19 protein-coding genes are annotated in these 16,541 nt (G+C 70.4%); 11 read left to right on the plus strand and 8 right to left on the minus strand.

Features of this window, described 5'->3' with window-relative positions:
• Nucleotides 1–154 precede the first annotated feature (154 nt).
• A complete protein-coding gene (locus AC0AIB_RS15430) occupies nucleotides 155–1,060 on the plus strand; it encodes a polysaccharide deacetylase family protein (RefSeq protein ID WP_465096927.1) in 906 nt (301 codons plus the stop codon).
• Nucleotides 1,061–1,120: 60 nt separating this feature from the next.
• Here AC0AIB_RS15430 and corA read toward each other — a convergent pair whose 3' ends face one another.
• Both corA and AC0AIB_RS15440 read right to left on the minus strand, forming a co-directional pair.
• Entirely contained in the window at nucleotides 1,121–2,269 is a 1,149-nt protein-coding gene (gene corA / locus AC0AIB_RS15435) for a magnesium/cobalt transporter CorA (RefSeq protein ID WP_328341188.1), read from the minus strand.
• A 484-nt stretch (nucleotides 2,270–2,753) separates the two neighbouring features.
• Complete coding sequence (locus AC0AIB_RS15440) at nucleotides 2,754–3,848, minus strand: aminotransferase-like domain-containing protein (protein WP_328341186.1); 1,095 nt, start codon at nucleotides 3,846–3,848, stop codon at nucleotides 2,754–2,756.
• A 157-nt stretch (nucleotides 3,849–4,005) separates the two neighbouring features.
• On the opposite strand from AC0AIB_RS15440, the gene AC0AIB_RS15445 reads away from it, so the two are divergent.
• The 7 genes from AC0AIB_RS15445 to AC0AIB_RS15475 all read left to right on the plus strand — a co-directional run bounded on the left by AC0AIB_RS15445 (nucleotide 4,006) and on the right by AC0AIB_RS15475 (nucleotide 9,463).
• A complete protein-coding gene (locus AC0AIB_RS15445; protein WP_465096928.1) occupies nucleotides 4,006–4,815 on the plus strand; it encodes a hypothetical protein in 810 nt (269 codons plus the stop codon).
• A gap of 131 nt (nucleotides 4,816–4,946) precedes the next feature.
• Entirely contained in the window at nucleotides 4,947–5,678 is a 732-nt protein-coding gene (locus AC0AIB_RS15450; protein ID WP_465096929.1) for a phosphocholine cytidylyltransferase family protein, read from the plus strand.
• Complete coding sequence (locus AC0AIB_RS15455) at nucleotides 5,666–6,733, plus strand: iron-containing alcohol dehydrogenase family protein (RefSeq protein WP_328341180.1); 1,068 nt, start codon at nucleotides 5,666–5,668, stop codon at nucleotides 6,731–6,733. The genes AC0AIB_RS15450 and AC0AIB_RS15455 overlap by 13 nt, the downstream gene beginning before the upstream one ends.
• Nucleotides 6,708–7,430, plus strand: coding sequence for a CDP-alcohol phosphatidyltransferase family protein (locus AC0AIB_RS15460; protein WP_328341178.1), 723 nt, complete (start codon nucleotides 6,708–6,710; stop codon nucleotides 7,428–7,430). The genes AC0AIB_RS15455 and AC0AIB_RS15460 overlap by 26 nt, the downstream gene beginning before the upstream one ends.
• A gap of 313 nt (nucleotides 7,431–7,743) precedes the next feature.
• Nucleotides 7,744–8,553 (plus strand): pectate lyase, encoded by an 810-nt coding sequence (locus AC0AIB_RS15465; RefSeq protein ID WP_328341176.1) that lies wholly within the window; start codon nucleotides 7,744–7,746, stop codon nucleotides 8,551–8,553.
• A gap of 173 nt (nucleotides 8,554–8,726) precedes the next feature.
• Nucleotides 8,727–9,134 carry a ribbon-helix-helix domain-containing protein gene (locus tag AC0AIB_RS15470; RefSeq protein ID WP_465096930.1) on the plus strand — a complete coding sequence of 136 codons (408 nt, stop codon included), beginning with the start codon at nucleotides 8,727–8,729 and terminating at the stop codon, nucleotides 9,132–9,134.
• Between the two features lie 26 nt (nucleotides 9,135–9,160).
• Nucleotides 9,161–9,463 carry a type II toxin-antitoxin system PemK/MazF family toxin gene (locus AC0AIB_RS15475; protein WP_465096931.1) on the plus strand — a complete coding sequence of 101 codons (303 nt, stop codon included), beginning with the start codon at nucleotides 9,161–9,163 and terminating at the stop codon, nucleotides 9,461–9,463.
• A gap of 168 nt (nucleotides 9,464–9,631) precedes the next feature.
• Here AC0AIB_RS15475 and AC0AIB_RS15480 read toward each other — a convergent pair whose 3' ends face one another.
• The 5 genes from AC0AIB_RS15480 to AC0AIB_RS15500 form a co-directional block, all read right to left on the minus strand.
• Nucleotides 9,632–10,243: an RloB family protein gene (locus AC0AIB_RS15480; RefSeq protein ID WP_465096932.1), complete on the minus strand. Its 612-nt coding sequence runs from the start codon at nucleotides 10,241–10,243 to the stop codon at nucleotides 9,632–9,634.
• 7 nt (nucleotides 10,244–10,250) lie between these two features.
• The gene (locus AC0AIB_RS15485) at nucleotides 10,251–11,579 is read right to left on the minus strand and encodes an AAA family ATPase (protein WP_465096933.1); all 1,329 of its coding nucleotides are present in this window, start codon (nucleotides 11,577–11,579) and stop codon (nucleotides 10,251–10,253) included.
• Between the two features lie 259 nt (nucleotides 11,580–11,838).
• A complete protein-coding gene (locus AC0AIB_RS15490) occupies nucleotides 11,839–12,066 on the minus strand; it encodes a helix-turn-helix transcriptional regulator (protein ID WP_465096934.1) in 228 nt (75 codons plus the stop codon).
• 91 nt (nucleotides 12,067–12,157) lie between these two features.
• Nucleotides 12,158–12,331, minus strand: a complete 174-nt coding sequence (locus tag AC0AIB_RS15495; protein ID WP_465096935.1) for a DUF397 domain-containing protein — start codon at nucleotides 12,329–12,331, stop codon at nucleotides 12,158–12,160.
• Nucleotides 12,332–12,345: 14 nt separating this feature from the next.
• Complete coding sequence (locus tag AC0AIB_RS15500) at nucleotides 12,346–13,227, minus strand: helix-turn-helix domain-containing protein (protein WP_465096936.1); 882 nt, start codon at nucleotides 13,225–13,227, stop codon at nucleotides 12,346–12,348.
• Between the two features lie 146 nt (nucleotides 13,228–13,373).
• Between AC0AIB_RS15500 and AC0AIB_RS15505 the strand changes: the two genes are divergently transcribed.
• Genes AC0AIB_RS15505 through AC0AIB_RS15515 form a run of 3 tightly spaced genes read left to right on the plus strand, consistent with a single transcriptional unit; the run spans nucleotide 13,374 to nucleotide 14,969 of the window.
• Nucleotides 13,374–13,616 (plus strand): hypothetical protein, encoded by a 243-nt coding sequence (locus AC0AIB_RS15505; RefSeq protein ID WP_465096937.1) that lies wholly within the window; start codon nucleotides 13,374–13,376, stop codon nucleotides 13,614–13,616.
• Nucleotides 13,613–13,783 (plus strand): hypothetical protein, encoded by a 171-nt coding sequence (locus AC0AIB_RS15510; RefSeq protein WP_465096938.1) that lies wholly within the window; start codon nucleotides 13,613–13,615, stop codon nucleotides 13,781–13,783. Before AC0AIB_RS15505 ends, AC0AIB_RS15510 begins: the two co-directional genes overlap by 4 nt.
• Complete coding sequence (locus AC0AIB_RS15515) at nucleotides 13,770–14,969, plus strand: helix-turn-helix domain-containing protein (RefSeq protein WP_465096939.1); 1,200 nt, start codon at nucleotides 13,770–13,772, stop codon at nucleotides 14,967–14,969. Before AC0AIB_RS15510 ends, AC0AIB_RS15515 begins: the two co-directional genes overlap by 14 nt.
• Before the next feature lie 269 nt (nucleotides 14,970–15,238).
• Here AC0AIB_RS15515 and AC0AIB_RS15520 read toward each other — a convergent pair whose 3' ends face one another.
• Nucleotides 15,239–16,513, minus strand: a complete 1,275-nt coding sequence (locus tag AC0AIB_RS15520) for a glycosyltransferase (protein WP_465096940.1) — start codon at nucleotides 16,511–16,513, stop codon at nucleotides 15,239–15,241.
• Between the last annotated feature and the right edge of the window lie 28 nt (nucleotides 16,514–16,541).

Here is a 16,541-nt window from a genome sequence, read left to right on the forward strand (position 1 = left end):
GCGCGGAGACGACCCACGGGTCGTCCCGCGCCGCCGACGTGTGACGGCCCGGGTCTTTCGGTAGGGCCCGGCCCCCGGAGCTACCGGCACATGCGGGTTTAAGCCGGAGCTTATGGGATCGTCCGGAGGGCGTCCGGCTCCTACAGTGCTGACTATGCAGACGCCGACCACCGACCCGGATCTCCCGGACCCCGAGCCGGTCCGTGCCCCCGCGGAGCCGGGCCGTGCCCCGGCGGCCAGGCGGGACCGGGCCGTGTCCCGGCGGCGGATCCTCTCCGGCACCGCTGCCGCGCTGGCCGGTGCGGGGGTGGCCCTGACCGGCGAGTTCGGGTACGCCGAGGCCACCGCCGGCAACAAACTGCCCGTCTACGGCGGGTACGCGGCCACCGTGCACGGCGACCGGCGTACCCCGCCGAAGTCCTCCCGGGTCGACGTGGTGTGGAGTGTGGACACCACCCGCCGGCTGATCGCGCTCACCTTCGACGACGGTCCGGCGCCGAACTGGACCCCACGGGTGCTGTCGATCCTCGAGGAGACCGACACCCCGGCCACCTTCTTCATGGTCGGTCGCCGGGCCCGCGAGTACGGCCGCCTGGTGACCCACCGGCTGGACCGGCACGAGATCGGCAACCACACCTGGGACCACCAGGACCTGGCGAAGATGACCTACGAGCAGGCCTGTGCCGCGATCGGCCGGGCGCACAACGAGCTGACCCGGCTCTGCGGCCGGGAGCCCACCCTGCTCCGCCCGCCGTACGGGCACCTGGCCGGCAGCACCCTGCTCGCCGCCAACGACCTCGGCTACCAGGTGGTCCTCTGGAACCGGCAGATGCTCGAATCCCGGTTCACCCAGAATCCGGACGGCCTGGTCGACTACGTGGTCGACTCCTGTGACCCGGGCACCATCCTGCTCGCCCACGACACCGGGCCAGCCGACCGGCTGGTGGCGATCCGGGGGCTGGCCGCGATGATCACCGGTCTGCGGCGGCGGGGCTTCGAGTTCGTCACCGTCTCCGAGCTGCTGGCGGCGGCGAACCCGGCAGCCACACCGGCCGGCTGAGCGGCCACCGGCCCGGCCGAGCGGACCACCGGGGGTGCGGCCCGGCCGGCCGAGCGGCGGTCAGAGCCAGCCGTTGCGCCGGAACCACCGGTACAGCGCCAGCGAGATGGCGAGCATCAGCGCGAGCACCCCCGGATAGCCGTACGTCCATTTCAGCTCGGGCATGTTCTCGAAGTTCATGCCGTAGACCCCGGCGAACGCGGTCCAGACCGCGGCGATGGCGGCCCAGGCGGCGATCTTGCGCATGTCGTTGTTCTGGTCGACGGTGACCTGCGCCAGCCGGGCCTGGAGGATCGAGTTGAGCAGGTCGTCGTAGGAGTTGACCTGCTCGACGGTGCGGCTGAGGTGGTCCTGCACGTCGCGGAAGTAGCGCCGTACCTCCTGCGGCACCTCCCGGTGCACCTGCGCGGTAAGCGTCATCAGCGGCCGTTGCAGCGGGATCACCGCCCGCTTGAACTCCACCAGCTCACGCTTCATCTGGTAGATCCGCTGGATCCGCCCGCTGCTCTGCCGGTCGAAGACGTCCGCTTCGAGCACGTCGAGGTCGTCCTCAAGCTGGTCGGCCACCTCCAGGTAGAGGTCCACCACCCGGTCGGTGATCGCGTACGCCACCGCCCACGGCCCGTGTCGCAGGAGGTCCCGCTTGGCCTCCAGGTCGGCCCGGACCGGCGCCAACCGGCAGGCGTCCCCGTGCCGGACGCTGATCAGGAAGTTCGGGCCGATGAAGAGCATCACCTGGCCGGTCTCGACCACCTCGGAGGTCTCGGTCAGCTCGGTGTGCTCGCAGTACCGGGCGGTCCGTAGCACCAGGAAGCTGACCTCGCCGAAGCGCTCCAGCTTGGGCCGCTGCTGGGCCTTCACCGCGTCCTCGACGGCCAACTCGTGCAACCCGTACGTCTCGGCGATGGCGGTCATCTCGGCCAGCTCCGGTTCGTGCAGCCCGAGCCAGACGAACCCGTCGCGCTCGTCGCGGGCGGCGGCCAGCGCCTCGGCGTAGTGCCACTGGCCGGGGCGGCGTTCGCCGTCGACGTAGAGGCCGCAGTCCACCACCCCGCTGCGCCCGGGGCCGACGGGGGCGGGGTTACGCGGGGAGCCGTCGGCGTTGAGGATGCGCGACATCGCCCGGACCGGTGAGACCCAGGCGCGGGGATTCAGCACCCGGCCGCCGTGGAGTGTCGCCGACCGCTCCCGTTCCGCCCGGTCCGTCATGGCGTTCCCCCTCCCGGGTGTGCTGCTGCGGCTTGCAGGCTACGCCGCCACCGGCCCGTGCGACCCTCGGACGATCGGTGACCTCCGGTGCCGGACGGGCGGCGGAGGGTCGACGGGCGTGATCCTGGTCACGGCGAGCGGACGGCTGCGCGTTCCATCCGGGACCGGTCGGCCGGGACCGGCCCGCGTCGGCCGGGAGCGGGGCGGTTGCGCCGGTCCGGGCGGGGCGGCAGCCGGGAAGGTCGACCGGGTGGTGGTACCGGGCGGGTCGGGCCGCGTTCAGGGGGGTGAGGGGGCGACCCGACCCACCCGGCACCGTTGGGGCGGGGGGTAAAGCTGCGGCGTCGTCGTCCGCCCGGCGGCGGTGGGGCTGGTCACCGGTCGAACGTGAGCGACGCTCGCAGCATTGTGGGTCGCCGGGCCGGTCGAGGCGAGCCCTCGACCGGCCGACGCCGTACTTTTGTCGGAAACCCGACAGATATTGTCAGCCGCGGACGGCTGCCACCGCGTCCGCCAGCCGACGGACGCCCTCGTCGATCCGGTCCGCGGTCACCGCGGAGAACGCCAGCCGCAGCGCGTGCCGCCCGCCGTCGACCATGAAGTCGCTGCCCTTGACCACGGCGACGCCCCGCTCGGCGGCGGCCGGGGCCAGCCGGTCCACGTCCACGTCGTCCGGGAACTCCACCCAGAGGAAGTAGCCGCCGTCCGGCTCGACGAAGGTCACCTCGGGCAGGTGCCGGCGCAGCGACTCGGCCAGCACCCCGGCCCGCTCGCCCAGCGCCGACGACACCGTGGCGATGGACCGCTGGACGTCACCGGAGACGCAGAACTGGTGCACGATCGCCTGCGCCACCATGCCCGGCGAGATGTAGAGGCTGGTCGCCGACTTGGCGATGTCCGCGATCAGGCTCGCCGGCCCGACCAGGTAACCGACCCGGACCCCGGGGCAGACGGTCTTGGTGAAGCTTGACGCGTGCACCACCACGCCCCGGGTGTCCATCGACAGCATCGACGGCAGCGGCTCACCCCGGAACCGGATGTCGGCGTACGGGTCGTCCTCGAAGATGGTGAAGCCGTACTCGGCGGCGAGGTCGAGCAACTCCCGCCGCTTGTCCAGGGAGAGGGTCACCCCGGCCGGGTTCTGGTAGTTGGGGATCACGTGGGCCAGCCGGGGGCGTACCCCGGATTCGAGGAGCTTGCGCAGCTCGGCGGTGTCCAGACCGTCCGGCTCGATGCCCACGCCGTGGATCTCGCCGCCCATCCGCTGGAGGTTGAGCAGGGTCCGGTCGTACGTGGGCCGCTCCACCACCACGGCGTCGCCGCGCCGGACCAGGTGGTCGAAGAGGAACGCGTCGGCCTGGAGCGAGCCGTTGGTGACGAGCACCTGATCCGCCTCGACGCCGTGCTTCTCGGCGATCCACTTCCGCAGGGGCGGGTAACCGACGGAGGTGCCGTACGCGGTGACCCCGGCGGGGTCGGCGTCGAAGGCACGGACGGCGGCGGCCTTGAGCCCCTCGACATCCACGATGTCCAGCGAGGGCGCGCCACGGGCGAACGAGATCAGCTGCTCGGCGGTCATGCGCACGAGCCTAGGGCCTGGCCGGGGCGCTCCGGCCGGCATACACGCCAAGTTCAACATGCGGGCACGACCGCCGGGCGGAACCGGTCGACCCCGGTGCAGGTCGGGACAGGACCGGACATCGGCGCGGGCGGTCGGCGCTCGCTACTGTCGAAGTGTGCCCACCGAGCCCCTCCGCTGCGCCGGCGCGTTGATCGTGGACGATGGCGTCGAGCTCGCGCCGCACCGGTTCGCCGGTCTGGTCGCCCCGGCGGTCGAGCGGGCGTTCGTGGCCGGGATGCTCGCCGGCCGCGACGGTGGCGGCGCCGAGCTGAGCCAGCGGTACGGCGGACCGGCCGCCACCGGTTTCCTGGTGGAGTTCCGCACCCGGCTCGCCGCGCCGGGAGGCGTCGTCGACCGGGCCGGCTTCGCGGCGGTCAACCGCTACCGCGACCCGGCGACCTGCCAGCGGGCGCTTGACAAGCAGGTCGCGCACGGCATGATCGCCCGCCGGCCGGACGGCGGCTTCACCGCCACCGAGCGGGGCGTCGACTTCCTCACCGAGCTCTACCAGGTGCACGCCGAGGTGACCGAGGAGCTGTGGGCCGGGCACGATGACCGGGTGCACCGGCTGGTCGAGGCGTGCGGCCGGGTGCTGGCGTACGCGGTGCTGCTGGCCGGTGAGCCGGCTGCCGAACCGGGGCCGGCGTTCGCCGCGATGGCCCCGCCGTACGAGCCGGACGGCACCCCGTCGGGGGTGCTGCTGCTCAACCGGATCGGCACGCTGCGTTACCACCGGGCGGACGCGCACGCCGCCGCGTGGACCGCCGCCGGGCACACCGCGACAAGCGTCGGGGAGCTGCCGGACGGGCCGGAGCGGCGGGCCATCGAGCTGGAGACCGACCGTCGGGCGGCCGGCCCGTACGCGACGTTGACCGCCGACGAGCGGCTGGGCGTGCTCGCCGACCTGGCCGCCCTGCCCGGCTGAGCCACCGACCCGCCCTGCCCGGCTGAACTCCCGGTTGGCGGCGGGTGCCCGGTGACGCGGGGCTATCCTCCACGGTGACCTGGAACGGTGACCCGCAAAGGTGACCTGGAGTCGTACGAGGGAGGCCCCGCATGATCGGGATGGTGCTCGCGGCCGGTGCGGGGCGCCGACTGCGCCCGTACACCGACACCCTGCCCAAGGCGTTGGTGCCGGTGGACGGTGAGACCACCATCCTGGACATCGCGCTGCGCAACCTGGCCGAGGTGGGGCTCACCGAGATCGTGATCGTGGTCGGCTACGCCGCCGACGCGGTCGTACAGCGGCAGCCGGCCCTGGAGGAGAAGTACGGCGTCACCCTCAGCCTGGTGCACAACGACAAGGCCGAGGAGTGGAACAACGCCTACTCGCTGTGGCTGGCCCGGGAGCACTTCGCCCGGGGCGTGCTGCTCGTCAACGGGGACACCGTGCACCCGGTGAGCGTGGAGAAGACCCTGCTGGCCGAGCGCGGGCCGGGCATCCTGCTGGCCGTGGACACCCTCAAGGCGCTGGCCGAGGAGGAGATGAAGACCACCTTCGACGCCGCCGGCCAGCTCACCCGGATCACCAAGCTGATGGATCCGGGCGAGGCGTACGGGGAGTACATCGGCGCGACGCTGATCGAGCCGCAGGTGGCCGGGGCGCTCGCCGACGCGCTGGAGGCGACCTGGCGGCGGGACCCGAACCTCTACTACGAGGACGGCTACCAGGAGTTCGCCGACCGGGGTGGCGAGGTGCGGGCCGCGCCGATCGGTGACGTCTCCTGGGTCGAGGTCGACAACCACGACGACCTGACCCGGGCGCGGGAGATCGCGTGCCGCTACTAGCCCGTACCATCCTGACCCCGCTGCACATCGACGTGCGGCGCGGGGCGGTCGCCGACCTCGCCACGATCCTGGCCGACGGGCGGATCTCCGCCGGCGGCGACGTGGCGGTGGCGGTCGGCCCCGGGCAGGGCGAACAGATCGCCGAGCTGATCCGGCCGTCGCTGCGCTCGGCGGACGTGTTCACCGTGGCCGGCGGCACCCTCGACGCCGCCGACGAGTTGGGCGGCAAGCTCCGCGAACGCTCGTACGACGCGGTGGTCGGCATCGGCGGCGGCAAGACCATCGACGTGGCGAAGTACGCCGCCACCCGGCGCGGGCTGCCGATGGTGACCATGGCGACCAGCCTCGCCAACGACGGCATCGCCTCTCCGGTGGCCAGCCTGATCAACGGCGGCATCAAGGGCTCCTACGGGGTGCACATCCCGATCGCGGTGATCGTCGACCTCGACTTCGTGGCGGCCGGGCCGGACCGGCACAACCGGGCTGGCATCGGCGACGTGGTGAGCAACATCAGCGCCCTGGCCGACTGGGAACTGGCCCGCCGGGTACGCGGCGAACCGGTCGACGGCCTGGCCGCCTCGCTGGCCCGGATGGGCGCGGAGGCGGTGCTCGCGCACACCGGCGACATGACCGACGACGCGTTCGTCACGGTGCTGGCCGAGGCGCTGATCTCCAGCGGCCTGGCGATGGCGGTCTGCGGCAGCAGCCGACCGGCCAGCGGCGGCTGCCACGAGATCATGCACGCGATCGACGCCCTCTTTCCCGGCACCTCGTCGCACGGCGAGCTGGCCGGGCTCGGCGCGCTGTTCTGCACCTACCTGCGGGGTGACCTGCGGCGCTTCGCCGAGATGTCGGCCTGCCTGGGCCGGCACGGGCTGCCCCGGCACCCCGCCGACGTGGGCCTGACCGACGACCAGTTCGTCGAGGCGGTGCAGTTCGCCCCGGCCACCCGCCCCGACCGGTACACCATCCTGGAGCACCTGGCCATGTCGGTTACCGAGACGCGGGAGCGGCTGGCAGACTACGCCGGTGCACTCCGCGACCACTGTGGCTGAACCCCGTCCCACCGTTGCCGACTTCCACCGGGTAAACCGGGGCGGCGGCCTGTTCAGCGAGTCGGTCAGCCAGTGGCTGGGTGCCGTCTTCGCCCTGGTCGCCCAGCGTCTCGGGCTGCGCCCGACCGCGTTGACCATCACCAACCTGGTGCTCGGCCTGGCCGCCTCGGTGACGGTGGTGGCGCTCGCCGACCGGGTCGCCGCCGGCACCGTCCCGGCCTGGGTAGTCGGGCTGGTCGCGCTCGTCGGCTGGCAGGTGGCGTACGCCCTGGACTGCGCGGACGGGCAGCTCGCCCGGGTGACCGGGCAGGGCAGCGCGGCCGGTGCCCGGGTCGACGTGCTCTGTGACGTGGCCGCCCAGATCGCCCTGGTCGCCGCCCTGTCCGCCACCGCCGTGGCGCAGCGCCCGGAAACGCCGACCTGGCTGATCGCGACCTTCGCCGGCACCTGGATGGTCAACCTGGTGACCTCGGTGATGCAGTCCGGCCCGAACGCGGCCAGCATGGTCACCTCGACCTCCCTGCCGGTACGCCTGGCGAAGCTGGTCCGCGACTACGGCGCGGTGATCTTCGTGGCGGGGTTGGTGCTGATGCTCGCCCCGGCGCTGGTGTTCTGGGTGATCGTGGCGTTCACCATCGTCAACGGCGGGTTCCTGCTGGCCAGCATCGCCTTCTCGGCCCGCGCCTCGCTGCGCTGACCCACACTCGCGCGGGCCATGTCGGCCCGCCCGGCTTGATCGACTCAGCTGGGTCGATGGAGTGGTATCAAGCGCTCCGATACCGCTACATCGCACCATCGAGTCGGGTTGATCCCCTGCACGGGCGCGCTGATCTCTGGGCAACAGAATCTTGGCTTCCCCGAGCGCAGACCCTTCCAAGAAATCGACGTTTATCGTAACGTGACACCTTGCAGGCAAGCGCTTTCCCGAGGTGTACGGCACGCCGGTGAGCGCCCTGCGGCGCGGACCCGTCCGCCACCACCACCCGTCCCTTGATCCATTCGGAGGACACGTGAGCACACGTGAGAACGGCGCACCAGCACGCCACCGGCGGTGGCGACTCGCCCTGGTGCCGCTCGCCACCGTCGGGCTGGTCGCTGCCGGCCTGGTCGTGACCCAGACCGGTGCCCAGGCCGCCACCTGGCCCACGGCCAAGAGCACCACCACCGTCACCAGCACCCAGTCGGTCAGCGGCACCAAGGACTACGGCCTGGTGCGCTTCAAGGCCGGCGGCGCGATGGGCGACGGCGGCCAGAGCGAGAGCCAGAAGCCGATCCTCGAACTGGCCGACGGCGCGACCATCAAGAACGTGATCATCGGCTCGCCGGCCGCCGACGGCATCCACTGCAAGGGCACCTGCACGCTGGTCAACGTGTGGTGGGAGGACGTCGGCGAGGACGCCGCCACCTTCAAGGGCGGCTCGTCGGCGAACTACACGGTCGACGGCGGCGGTGCCCGGTCCGCCTCCGACAAGGTGTTCCAGCACAACGGCGGCGGCAAGCTGACCATCAAGAACTTCGACGTCAGCAACTTCGGCAAGCTGTACCGGTCGTGCGGCAACTGCTCGACCCAGTACAAGCGGACCGTCGTCATCCAGAACGTCACGGTGACCGCCCCCGGCAAGGTGCTCGCCGGCATCAACACCAACTACGGCGACACCGCGACGTTCTCGGGCATCACCATCTACGGCGACAGCAGCCGGAAGATCTCCATCTGCGACCGCTACACGGGCAACAGCTCCGGTGCCGAGCCCGTCAAGACCGGCAGCGGGCCCGACGGTACGTACTGCAAGTACACGTCCTCGAACATCGTCTACAAGTAAGCCGGCTTCCCGCACCTGCAAGTAGGGTCCGGCATCGAAGTTCGGCCATCGCCCAGGCGGGCCGCGCACGTACCCCGAAGGGGTGTGCGCGGCCCGTCGCCGTCGACAGCAGAGCAGGTCAGCGCCGCGCGGGAGGGTTTGACGGACCGATCAGATCGCGCCATACTCGCTGTATGACACCTGTACGACAGGAGCTGCCGGCCGGCAGCAGTGGAAAGGCGCGGAAGCCAGCCAAGGACCCGACCAAACTGGGACGCGCCGCTGCGAGCGCTGCGAGCGCGGCCAAGAAGCGTTCGGCGCGTGGAAAGGGGCAGGGCGCGACGTCCGGCACCAAGGTCGCTCAGGTCCGCCTCCAACCGGACGAACTGGTCAACCTGGAAATGGTGGTACGGCAACTGAACCTCGGCTCCACCTCCGAAGCCCTGCGGGAAGGGCTCCGCCTACTGGTCCGCGAAGCGGCGGAAGACCAGGCCGCGGAGGAGATCCGCGCGTACTACAAGGGCGAGCAGGCTCCCCGCCCCGCAGGCGTGGCCCCCGCCACCGAGGCAGAACTCCAGGCAGCGGACGACGCCCAGTGGTAGGTGTCGACACCGCCCTGCGGGGTGAGGTGTGGGTGTGCGCGATGCCGCAGCCGATCGGGCCGCATCCTGTGCTCGTGCTGACCGTCAACCGCATCGCCCTGCCCCTGTCGTCCGTCACGGTCGCGCTGGTGACCGGCACCGCCGGGCCGTCGGCGACCCATGTTCCGGTCGGACGCGAAGCCGGCCTGACCAAATATGACCAGTCATACGTGAACTGCACCGACCTGCACACCGTCGACAAACCTCGGCTACGCCGACGACTCGGCCGGCTGGCACCCGCCGAGCTTCGTCGCATCGAAGAGTGCATACGGCAGATTCTCGGCCTATAGCCGGGCGGGATGTGTGCTGACGGCCCTCAGCTCAGTGCTGCCATTCACTCCGGCCGTGAGATCGGGGTTGGGTCAAAGTAGCGGTATCGACCGCGCTCGTACACCTCTACTTCGCCCCCACGTAGGCGTACCAGCCGGCCGGGGCCGTTCAGCCTTCGCAGCTATCGACTAAAAGGCGCCGAGCGCCCGTAGCAGGTGATGCATCCCGGAGGACGGGTTGTCATCCGGGAAAGACGTGCCATTTTTCTCGTGCCGACGTTCCAGTTGCTCGGCACGGCGGGCCGCTTGCTTTCGTAACGGCAGGTAGATGCTGGTGTCGATGCTCTTTCCTGGTCGGCCGTCAAGCTTGCGGCTCATCTTCTCGGCTTCCGCCGTGTCGACGAACTTGGTGTGCTCGCAGTGGTGCAGGATCAGCCACAGCTCGAAGCACGGGTTCGAGATCACCAGCCCGACACCCTTGGCCTGAGCGAGCTGCTTGGCGCGATGCAGGTTGGGGTGGTTCTTCGGCCATTCCACGTCGAAGATGCACCAGCATTCGTCCACCTCCGGGTCGGTCAGGCGTTCGGCCGCCATCTGCACGAGCGTGAGCGGGACGCCCTGGTCGGGGTGGATTTCGAGGTTGAGGGCGGTGTTGTCCGCGATTTCGGGCAGCTTCTTCAGCCCGTTGATGTAGTCGGGCTCGGAGTTCCTGCCCTCGCAGAACACGACGACCGTGCGCAATTCTGGGCGTCGAGCGACGGTGCGCTTGAGCGGTTTCGTTTCCCGGCGGCGTGGGCTCATCGTGTTATCAGCCGATCAGACCGAGCGCCCGCAGGAACTCCGTCTGGTCTACCTGGGGGAGCGCGCCGAACCGGCCGTGCAGGTAGGCGCTTTCGATGTTCTGCGATTTCCGCACCCGCTCACCGGCGAACTCGGCGAGCGCGCCGAGCCGGGTGGAGCCGTCAGGCTGCTTTTCCGTGAGCCAGACCTCGTCCCGGTTCAGGTGGTTGAGCAGGCTGGTGTCATGCGAGGTGAAGATGAGTTGAGCGCCGTGGGGGTTGGTGACCGGGCTCTGGAAGACCCGCAGCAGCTCTGCGGACAACGTCGGATGCAGGCTGGCGTCCAGCTCGTCGAAGATGACGATCGACCCTGCCCGTAGCGCGGTCAGCACCGCCCCGATCAGGCCGAACCACGTTTTTGTTCCTTCCGATTCGGCAGAGAAGTCGAGCGGCGCGGAATCGTTTCCGGATCTGTGCAGGAGTCGTAGACGGCGTTGGGCCATCGTCCCGCCGCCGGCAGAGACAACTTCCTGCATGTCGATGACCACATCTTCGATGCCCAGGTCGGCAAGGCGCAGTAGTGCCAGTGCCTGTTGCCGACTGCTCAGCGTCGACCAATCTTTCCCCTCGTCGCCGGGGGCGGTTTCTCCTTCGCTGACGAAGGGAACCAGTAATGGCTGTTCGTTGTCTGGTCCATCGAACCAGCGGGCCGTGTCGGGCTTGCCGGAGTGCCGCGGCCTAAACAAGTTGTAGAACGCTCCCGGCCGGCGCGGGCGCGGCAGTTGGCCGAGCACCTGAATGCGCAGGATCTCTCTGGCGAAATTCGTGACGAGCGGCTCGTCGAAGCGGCGCGCGGCGGACAGGGCGAGTGTACTTTCCGTCAGCAACTCGCGAGTCCCGGACAGTGCGCCCAGCCCGCGCTGGAGCTTAAGCTCGGAACCCTCCCGCTCAAAGATCCGGCGTTGCTTCTTCTCGGGATAGTGGAAAAGTCCCTCGTAAATGATGTGGCGGGCGTCGAGTTCGACGACGTATTCGAAGCGCACACCGCCCACTGTGGTTTCTATGACGAACTCGCTGGACCTGGCCGGTGCCGGGCCGAAGGCGAAAGGCTCCAGCGGAATCTCGTCTTCCCACAGCCGGAGTGAGTTTTCAACCGCGTCGCGCAGCCAGGCGAGCGCGCCGACGACGTTGGACTTGCCGGAGGCGTTCGGCCCGTAGATCGCGGCTCGGGTCAGCAGGCTCTCGCCGAGGTGCGGTGCGTCCCGGGCCGCCTCGCGGTCGCGGTCCACCGCCACCATCGACAGCTCGACACCTTCGGCGATCGACCGGTAGTTGCTGGCCTCGAACCTGATAAGCACATCTGCACGCTACCGCAGGTCAGGCCGCAATCACGGCTCACGCTTCGCAGGATTCTGACGAAAACGGGGCTGTTCCTGCATCGGGGGCGCGGTGTGGCTGGCTTCCGCGTCCCGTCAACGGGCACTGATCGACCGCCCATGCGCCGGCCGACCGGCAAGCCCGTGTTGATCGACTTAGTGAGGCCGAAGTAGCGGTATCGACCGCGCCCGGACACCGCTACTTCGCCCCAACACAGACGGATCAGCAGGCCGGGGCCGCTCAGATCTCCGATGGTGGGGGTTCGTCCGCACCCCGGGCCTTCCATGGTTGGTGCTCGGTGATCCAGGCTTCCACGTCGTCCACCAGCCAGACCGATCCGCCGGCCAACCGGTCGAAGGGGTCGGGGAAGTCGGGGCGGCTGGTGAGCTGGACGATGCGGACGCGTGACACGCCCAGGCGCTGCTGAAGCTCGGCGTTTCCGTAGAGGTTCCGCCGCCAGCCCGTCATCGGGCTTCGACCATGCGGGAAAGCAGCGCGCCCCGGCCTCCGCGACGGGGGCCGGGGCAGGTCACTGCCGCATTCGGTACGACGGGCGGAGTCAGTTGTGCTTGAGGGAGTCGACGAAGGTACGCCAGCCCCGGGCGTCGAAGGCCAGCGTGGGGCCGGTCTTGTCCTTGCTGTCCCGGACGGCCACCCCGTCGCGAAGGTCCGCCACTTCGACACACTGGCCGTTGCTCTGACTCCTGCTGCTCTTGCGCCACTTCGGCCCCACGATCGCCTCCCTCTCTACGCCAGGCTTTTGGCTACCTCGGCGATCAATTGACGGGACTTCGTCGAGCTGAGCGCCGAGCTGTGCAGATGTGTATAGGCCAGGGTAACTCGGCGCATGTCCTCCTCACGCTCCAGATACACGTCACCGCCGAAGCTCTCGACGTAGGCGACCGGGGTGTGGACGTCCTGCGGGAACTCCAGGATGGCGACCGAGCCGAGCATTCCCGGGTGGGCGCCCTCGGCATAGGGAAGTACCTGGATGTCGATGTTGTCGCGCTCGCTCATCTCCACCAGGTGCAGGAGTTGCTCCCGCAACACCTCCCGTCCGCCGACCTCACGGTGGAGTGTGCTTTCGTCGATGATCGTCCAGAGGTTGAGCAGCGGCTCCTCGGTAAGACAGACCTGCCGCGCCATCCGCACCTGGAGTCGCTTCTCCCGTTCGGCCACGGCCTCGGTCATCCGTTGCTGATCGAAGATCGCTCGGGCGTATCGCTCGGTCTGGAGGAGGCCCGGCACGGCCGCCAGCTCGAAGTTTCGGATCGCAGTCGCTGCGGACTCCAGCCCGATGTACATGCTGTACGGGTTGGGGAGCTGTCCGAACTTCGCCCACCAACCACGCTCCTTGCCCTGGCGCTGGAGGTCGAGCGCGGCCTGTCTTGTCTGTTCATCGCTGACGCCGTATCGGGTCAGCATCACGAGCACATCGGCCCTGCTGACGCCTACATCACCCGACTCGATCTTGTAAATCTTCGATTCCGAGCAGCCCAGCTCGGTCGCAACCTCCTTGTGCGAGACACCGGCCGCTTCACGGAGCCGATGCAGCTCTCGGCCGAGTTGCCACCGCGCGATCGTCGGACCGCTCGTCCTCGCCACGTCTACCTCCAGGATCGTGAACACAGCCAGTGTTCTCCTCTCCACCTCCGAGATCAAGGACCACGGAGCGAACTCGAAAACTCAGGGAAGAACTTTCCATGTAAGTCTAGACTTCTCGGATCACTTTTGTCACTCTCAGTTTAGAGGTCCTTACGTGACAGGAGGTGTCCATGGCTCGGCATGCGAAGGAATCGGCGTACCCCGGTCTGCTGGCGCGGTGCTGGTGGCCGTTTTGGCGGCGACGGGTGAACCCGCTCGACCGCCTCCGGCCGGCGACGAACCATGCGGAGCGCCTGGCGGCGTACCGGGTGATCGGGGTGGCGCGGGTGCCCCACCTGCCGGAACGGCCGCTGCTGCCGGAACGGCCGCTGTTGACGCTGGCGGGGGAGTACCGGGCGGGGTGCTGGTCGTGACGGCGCGGCGCAGGCCCGACGGGGAGAACCGGGGCGAGCAGATCCAGGCGGCGGAACGCGAGGCGGCCCGGCAACGGATCCTCGCCCAGGCCGAGGCGGAGCGGATACCGGCCGAGGAGACCACCAGGGCGGTGCCGGATCGGCGGTGGCGTCGTGGACAGCAGTGAGCTGCTGCCGGTCGGCCGGCGGGTGGCGTACTGGCGGGGGCGGCGCAGGTTGTCGCAGCAGGTGTTCGCCGACCGGCTCGGCAGGTCGAAGTCGTGGGTCGACAAGGTCGAGCGCGGTATCCGGTCGCTCGACAAGGTGTCGACGTTGCGGGAGATCGCCGCCGTGCTGCGGATCGACGCCGCCGTGCTGCTCGGCAGGGACACCCGACCCGCCGTGACGGCTCAGGGGGTCGAGAGGGTGGAGCGGATCCGGGAGGCGCTGTCGGCGTACGAGATCGCCCTGGGTCGACCGGCGGCCCGTGGGGTGCCCTCTGCCGACCGGGTGGTCCGGGATGTCGAGCACACCTGGGTGCTGTTCCAACATGCCCGGTATCCGCAGGTGACCGACGTCCTGCCGGGTCTGCTGGCCGGCGTGCAACGGGTCGCCGCCGACGATCACGAGCGGAGCCGCCCGCTGCTGGTGGAGGTCTACCGGCTCACCGCGTCGCTGCTGGTGAAGCTCGGCGAGGCCGAGCTGGCCTGGCTGGCCGCAGATCGGGCCATGGCAACCGGGGCCGGCGACCCCCTGCTGGTGGCCGCCGCCACGGTGCAGCTCGGCCAGGTGTTCCGCGCCTCGGGGCGGCCACGGGCGGCGGTGTCGGCGGCGCTCGCCGCCGCGTACCGGATCGCCCCGCTCGAACCCGAGGACGGTGACCCTGGCGAATTGTCGTTGTGCGGGACGCTGCTGGTGCAGGCCGCCCTGGCGGCGGCCTGCCGGGGTGACGACCGCGCCACCGGCGAACTCCTCGACGAGGCCGCCGACATGGCCGCGCAGGTCGGCGAGGGCCACGATCACCACCGGACCGCGTTCGGGCCGACGGCGGTCGACCTCGCCCGTACCGCCGCCGCCCTCGACCTGGGCCATGCCGGCGAGGCGGTGGCCTGGCACGAGAGGACGACCCGGCGGGACGCCTGGCGGTGGCTGCCGCCGGAACACCGGGCGGCGCACCTGATCGACGCGGCCCGCGCCTACCTCCAGGCCGACGACCCGGCCAACGCCGGCCGGGTGCTGGCCGACGCCGACCGGATGGCACCCGCCGAGGTACGCCACCGACCGGTCGCCCGGGACGTGCTCGGCCAGGTGGCCCGCGCCCCGCACGCCCCGACCAGCATCATCCAGCTCACCGCCGCCCTCGGAGTGACCTGACCATGACCGCGCCGCATCGGCCGCCGCCCGCGACGTCATCCACGCCGCCGCCGCTGTCCGTACGGCGGAAGAGAGCACCAAGAGACACACCTGCTGAAGAGCGGTATGCCTGTCCGTCATAAATATGCCAGCCAGTCATATCACTTCAAGTGGATACGTTAGCCAGGCGCGACACGCCCGACCGCCCGGCGGGTCCGGAGATCGGGGCAGGGAACGGCCCCGGGAGGGGCCATCGAGATGGCGTGAGGTCTGCGCTGGCGGCGACCGGGTCAGCGGGGGCGGGTGAGGGCGGCGTAGATGGCGAGGTGCCGCTTGAGGACCACGTCCGGGTGGAAGGTCTGCTCGTACCGCAGCCGGGCCGGGGCGGAGAGCAGCGCGGCGCCGGCCCGCGCGACCGGGAGCGCGGCGGCCAGCGCGGCCGGGTCCGGCGGGACCACCCAGCCGGCGGTGCCGGAGAGCAGGCCGGCCGGCACCGCGACCGGACCGGCCGGCGGCGGGGCGTGGCCGGCGACGGCCGAGGCCACGGCGGCCGGGCCGGTGCCGGCGGGCTCGTGCGGGAGGTCCGCACCGACGAGGTACGGGATGCCGCCGAGGGCGGTGCCGAGCACCGGCCGCCCGCTGGCCAGCGCCTCGATGATCACGGTGGGCAGCACGTCGTGCCACATCGACGCGGCGATCACCACGGCACTCGCCTCGACCGCGGCGCGCACCCCGGCCCGGTCGAGTTGGCCCAGGTAGACGACGTCGGCGCGCTCGGCGGCGGCGGCCTCGACAAGCGGGCGCAACTCGCCGTCACCTGCCACCCGCAGCGTGCCCAGGGTGCCCACCGGGTGCCGCCGCCAGGCGTCCAGCAGCAGGTCGACACCCTTCTCCGGGGTCAGCCGGGCCAGGAAGAGGAAACCGTCGCCGAGCGGCGTGGGGGCACCCGGGTCGGGCACCGCGTTCGGCTTGACCACGATCCGCTCGGCCGGGATGCCGTAGTCGGTCAGGTGGTCGGCGATGGCCGAGGTGAGCGCGATGAACCGGTCCACCGAGCGCCAGGTGCCCCGGTGCACGGCCAGGGTGGCGGCCATCAGCGCGCTCTGCGCCCGCGAGTCCCGGTAGCAGCGGTGCACGATCGACGGCACCGCCAACGCCCGGCCCTTGCAGTCCTGGCAGATGACGCCGTCGCGGAAGTAGATCCCCGAGGAGCAGACCTGCCGGTAGTTGTGCACCGTCTGCACCACCGGCACCCCGTGCTTGTGCGCGGTCCGCACCACCCAGGGCGACAGCAGCGGGTACGGGTTGTGCAGGTGCAACACGTCCGGCCGGTGCTCGGTGAGCAGCCGGGACAGGTCCTGCTGGGCGCGCGGGGCGTAGATCGGTGAGATCGGCAGCAGCGCCTTGGCCGACTTCGGCATCGACGGGATCTCGTCCGAGCTGCGGATGAACGGCAACACCTCGACCCCGGCGGCGGTGAGCTGCCCGATCTCCGAGTCGACCATCGTGTTCTCACCCGACGGCTGGGCTTCCCGGTACCGGTTGTGCGCCACCACGATTCTCACGGGGCTTGTCCTTCGTTCGCGACTGCGG

Source organism: Micromonospora sp. DSM 43699, assembly GCF_055517075.1.

Coding starts and splice junctions, on each gene's coding strand:
- AC0AIB_RS15440 (WP_328341186.1), bottom strand. CDS start 3,848: ATGACCGCCGAGCAGCTGATCTCGTTCGCCCGTGGCGCGCCCTCGCTG.
- AC0AIB_RS15505 (WP_465096937.1), top strand. CDS start 13,374: ATGGCTCGGCATGCGAAGGAATCGGCGTACCCCGGTCTGCTGGCGCGG.
- AC0AIB_RS15430 (WP_465096927.1), top strand. CDS start 155: ATGCAGACGCCGACCACCGACCCGGATCTCCCGGACCCCGAGCCGGTC.
- AC0AIB_RS15470 (WP_465096930.1), top strand. CDS start 8,727: ATGACACCTGTACGACAGGAGCTGCCGGCCGGCAGCAGTGGAAAGGCG.
- AC0AIB_RS15490 (WP_465096934.1), bottom strand. CDS start 12,066: ATGACGGGCTGGCGGCGGAACCTCTACGGAAACGCCGAGCTTCAGCAG.
- AC0AIB_RS15450 (WP_465096929.1), top strand. CDS start 4,947: ATGATCGGGATGGTGCTCGCGGCCGGTGCGGGGCGCCGACTGCGCCCG.
- corA (WP_328341188.1), bottom strand. CDS start 2,269: ATGACGGACCGGGCGGAACGGGAGCGGTCGGCGACACTCCACGGCGGC.
- AC0AIB_RS15480 (WP_465096932.1), bottom strand. CDS start 10,243: ATGAGCCCACGCCGCCGGGAAACGAAACCGCTCAAGCGCACCGTCGCT.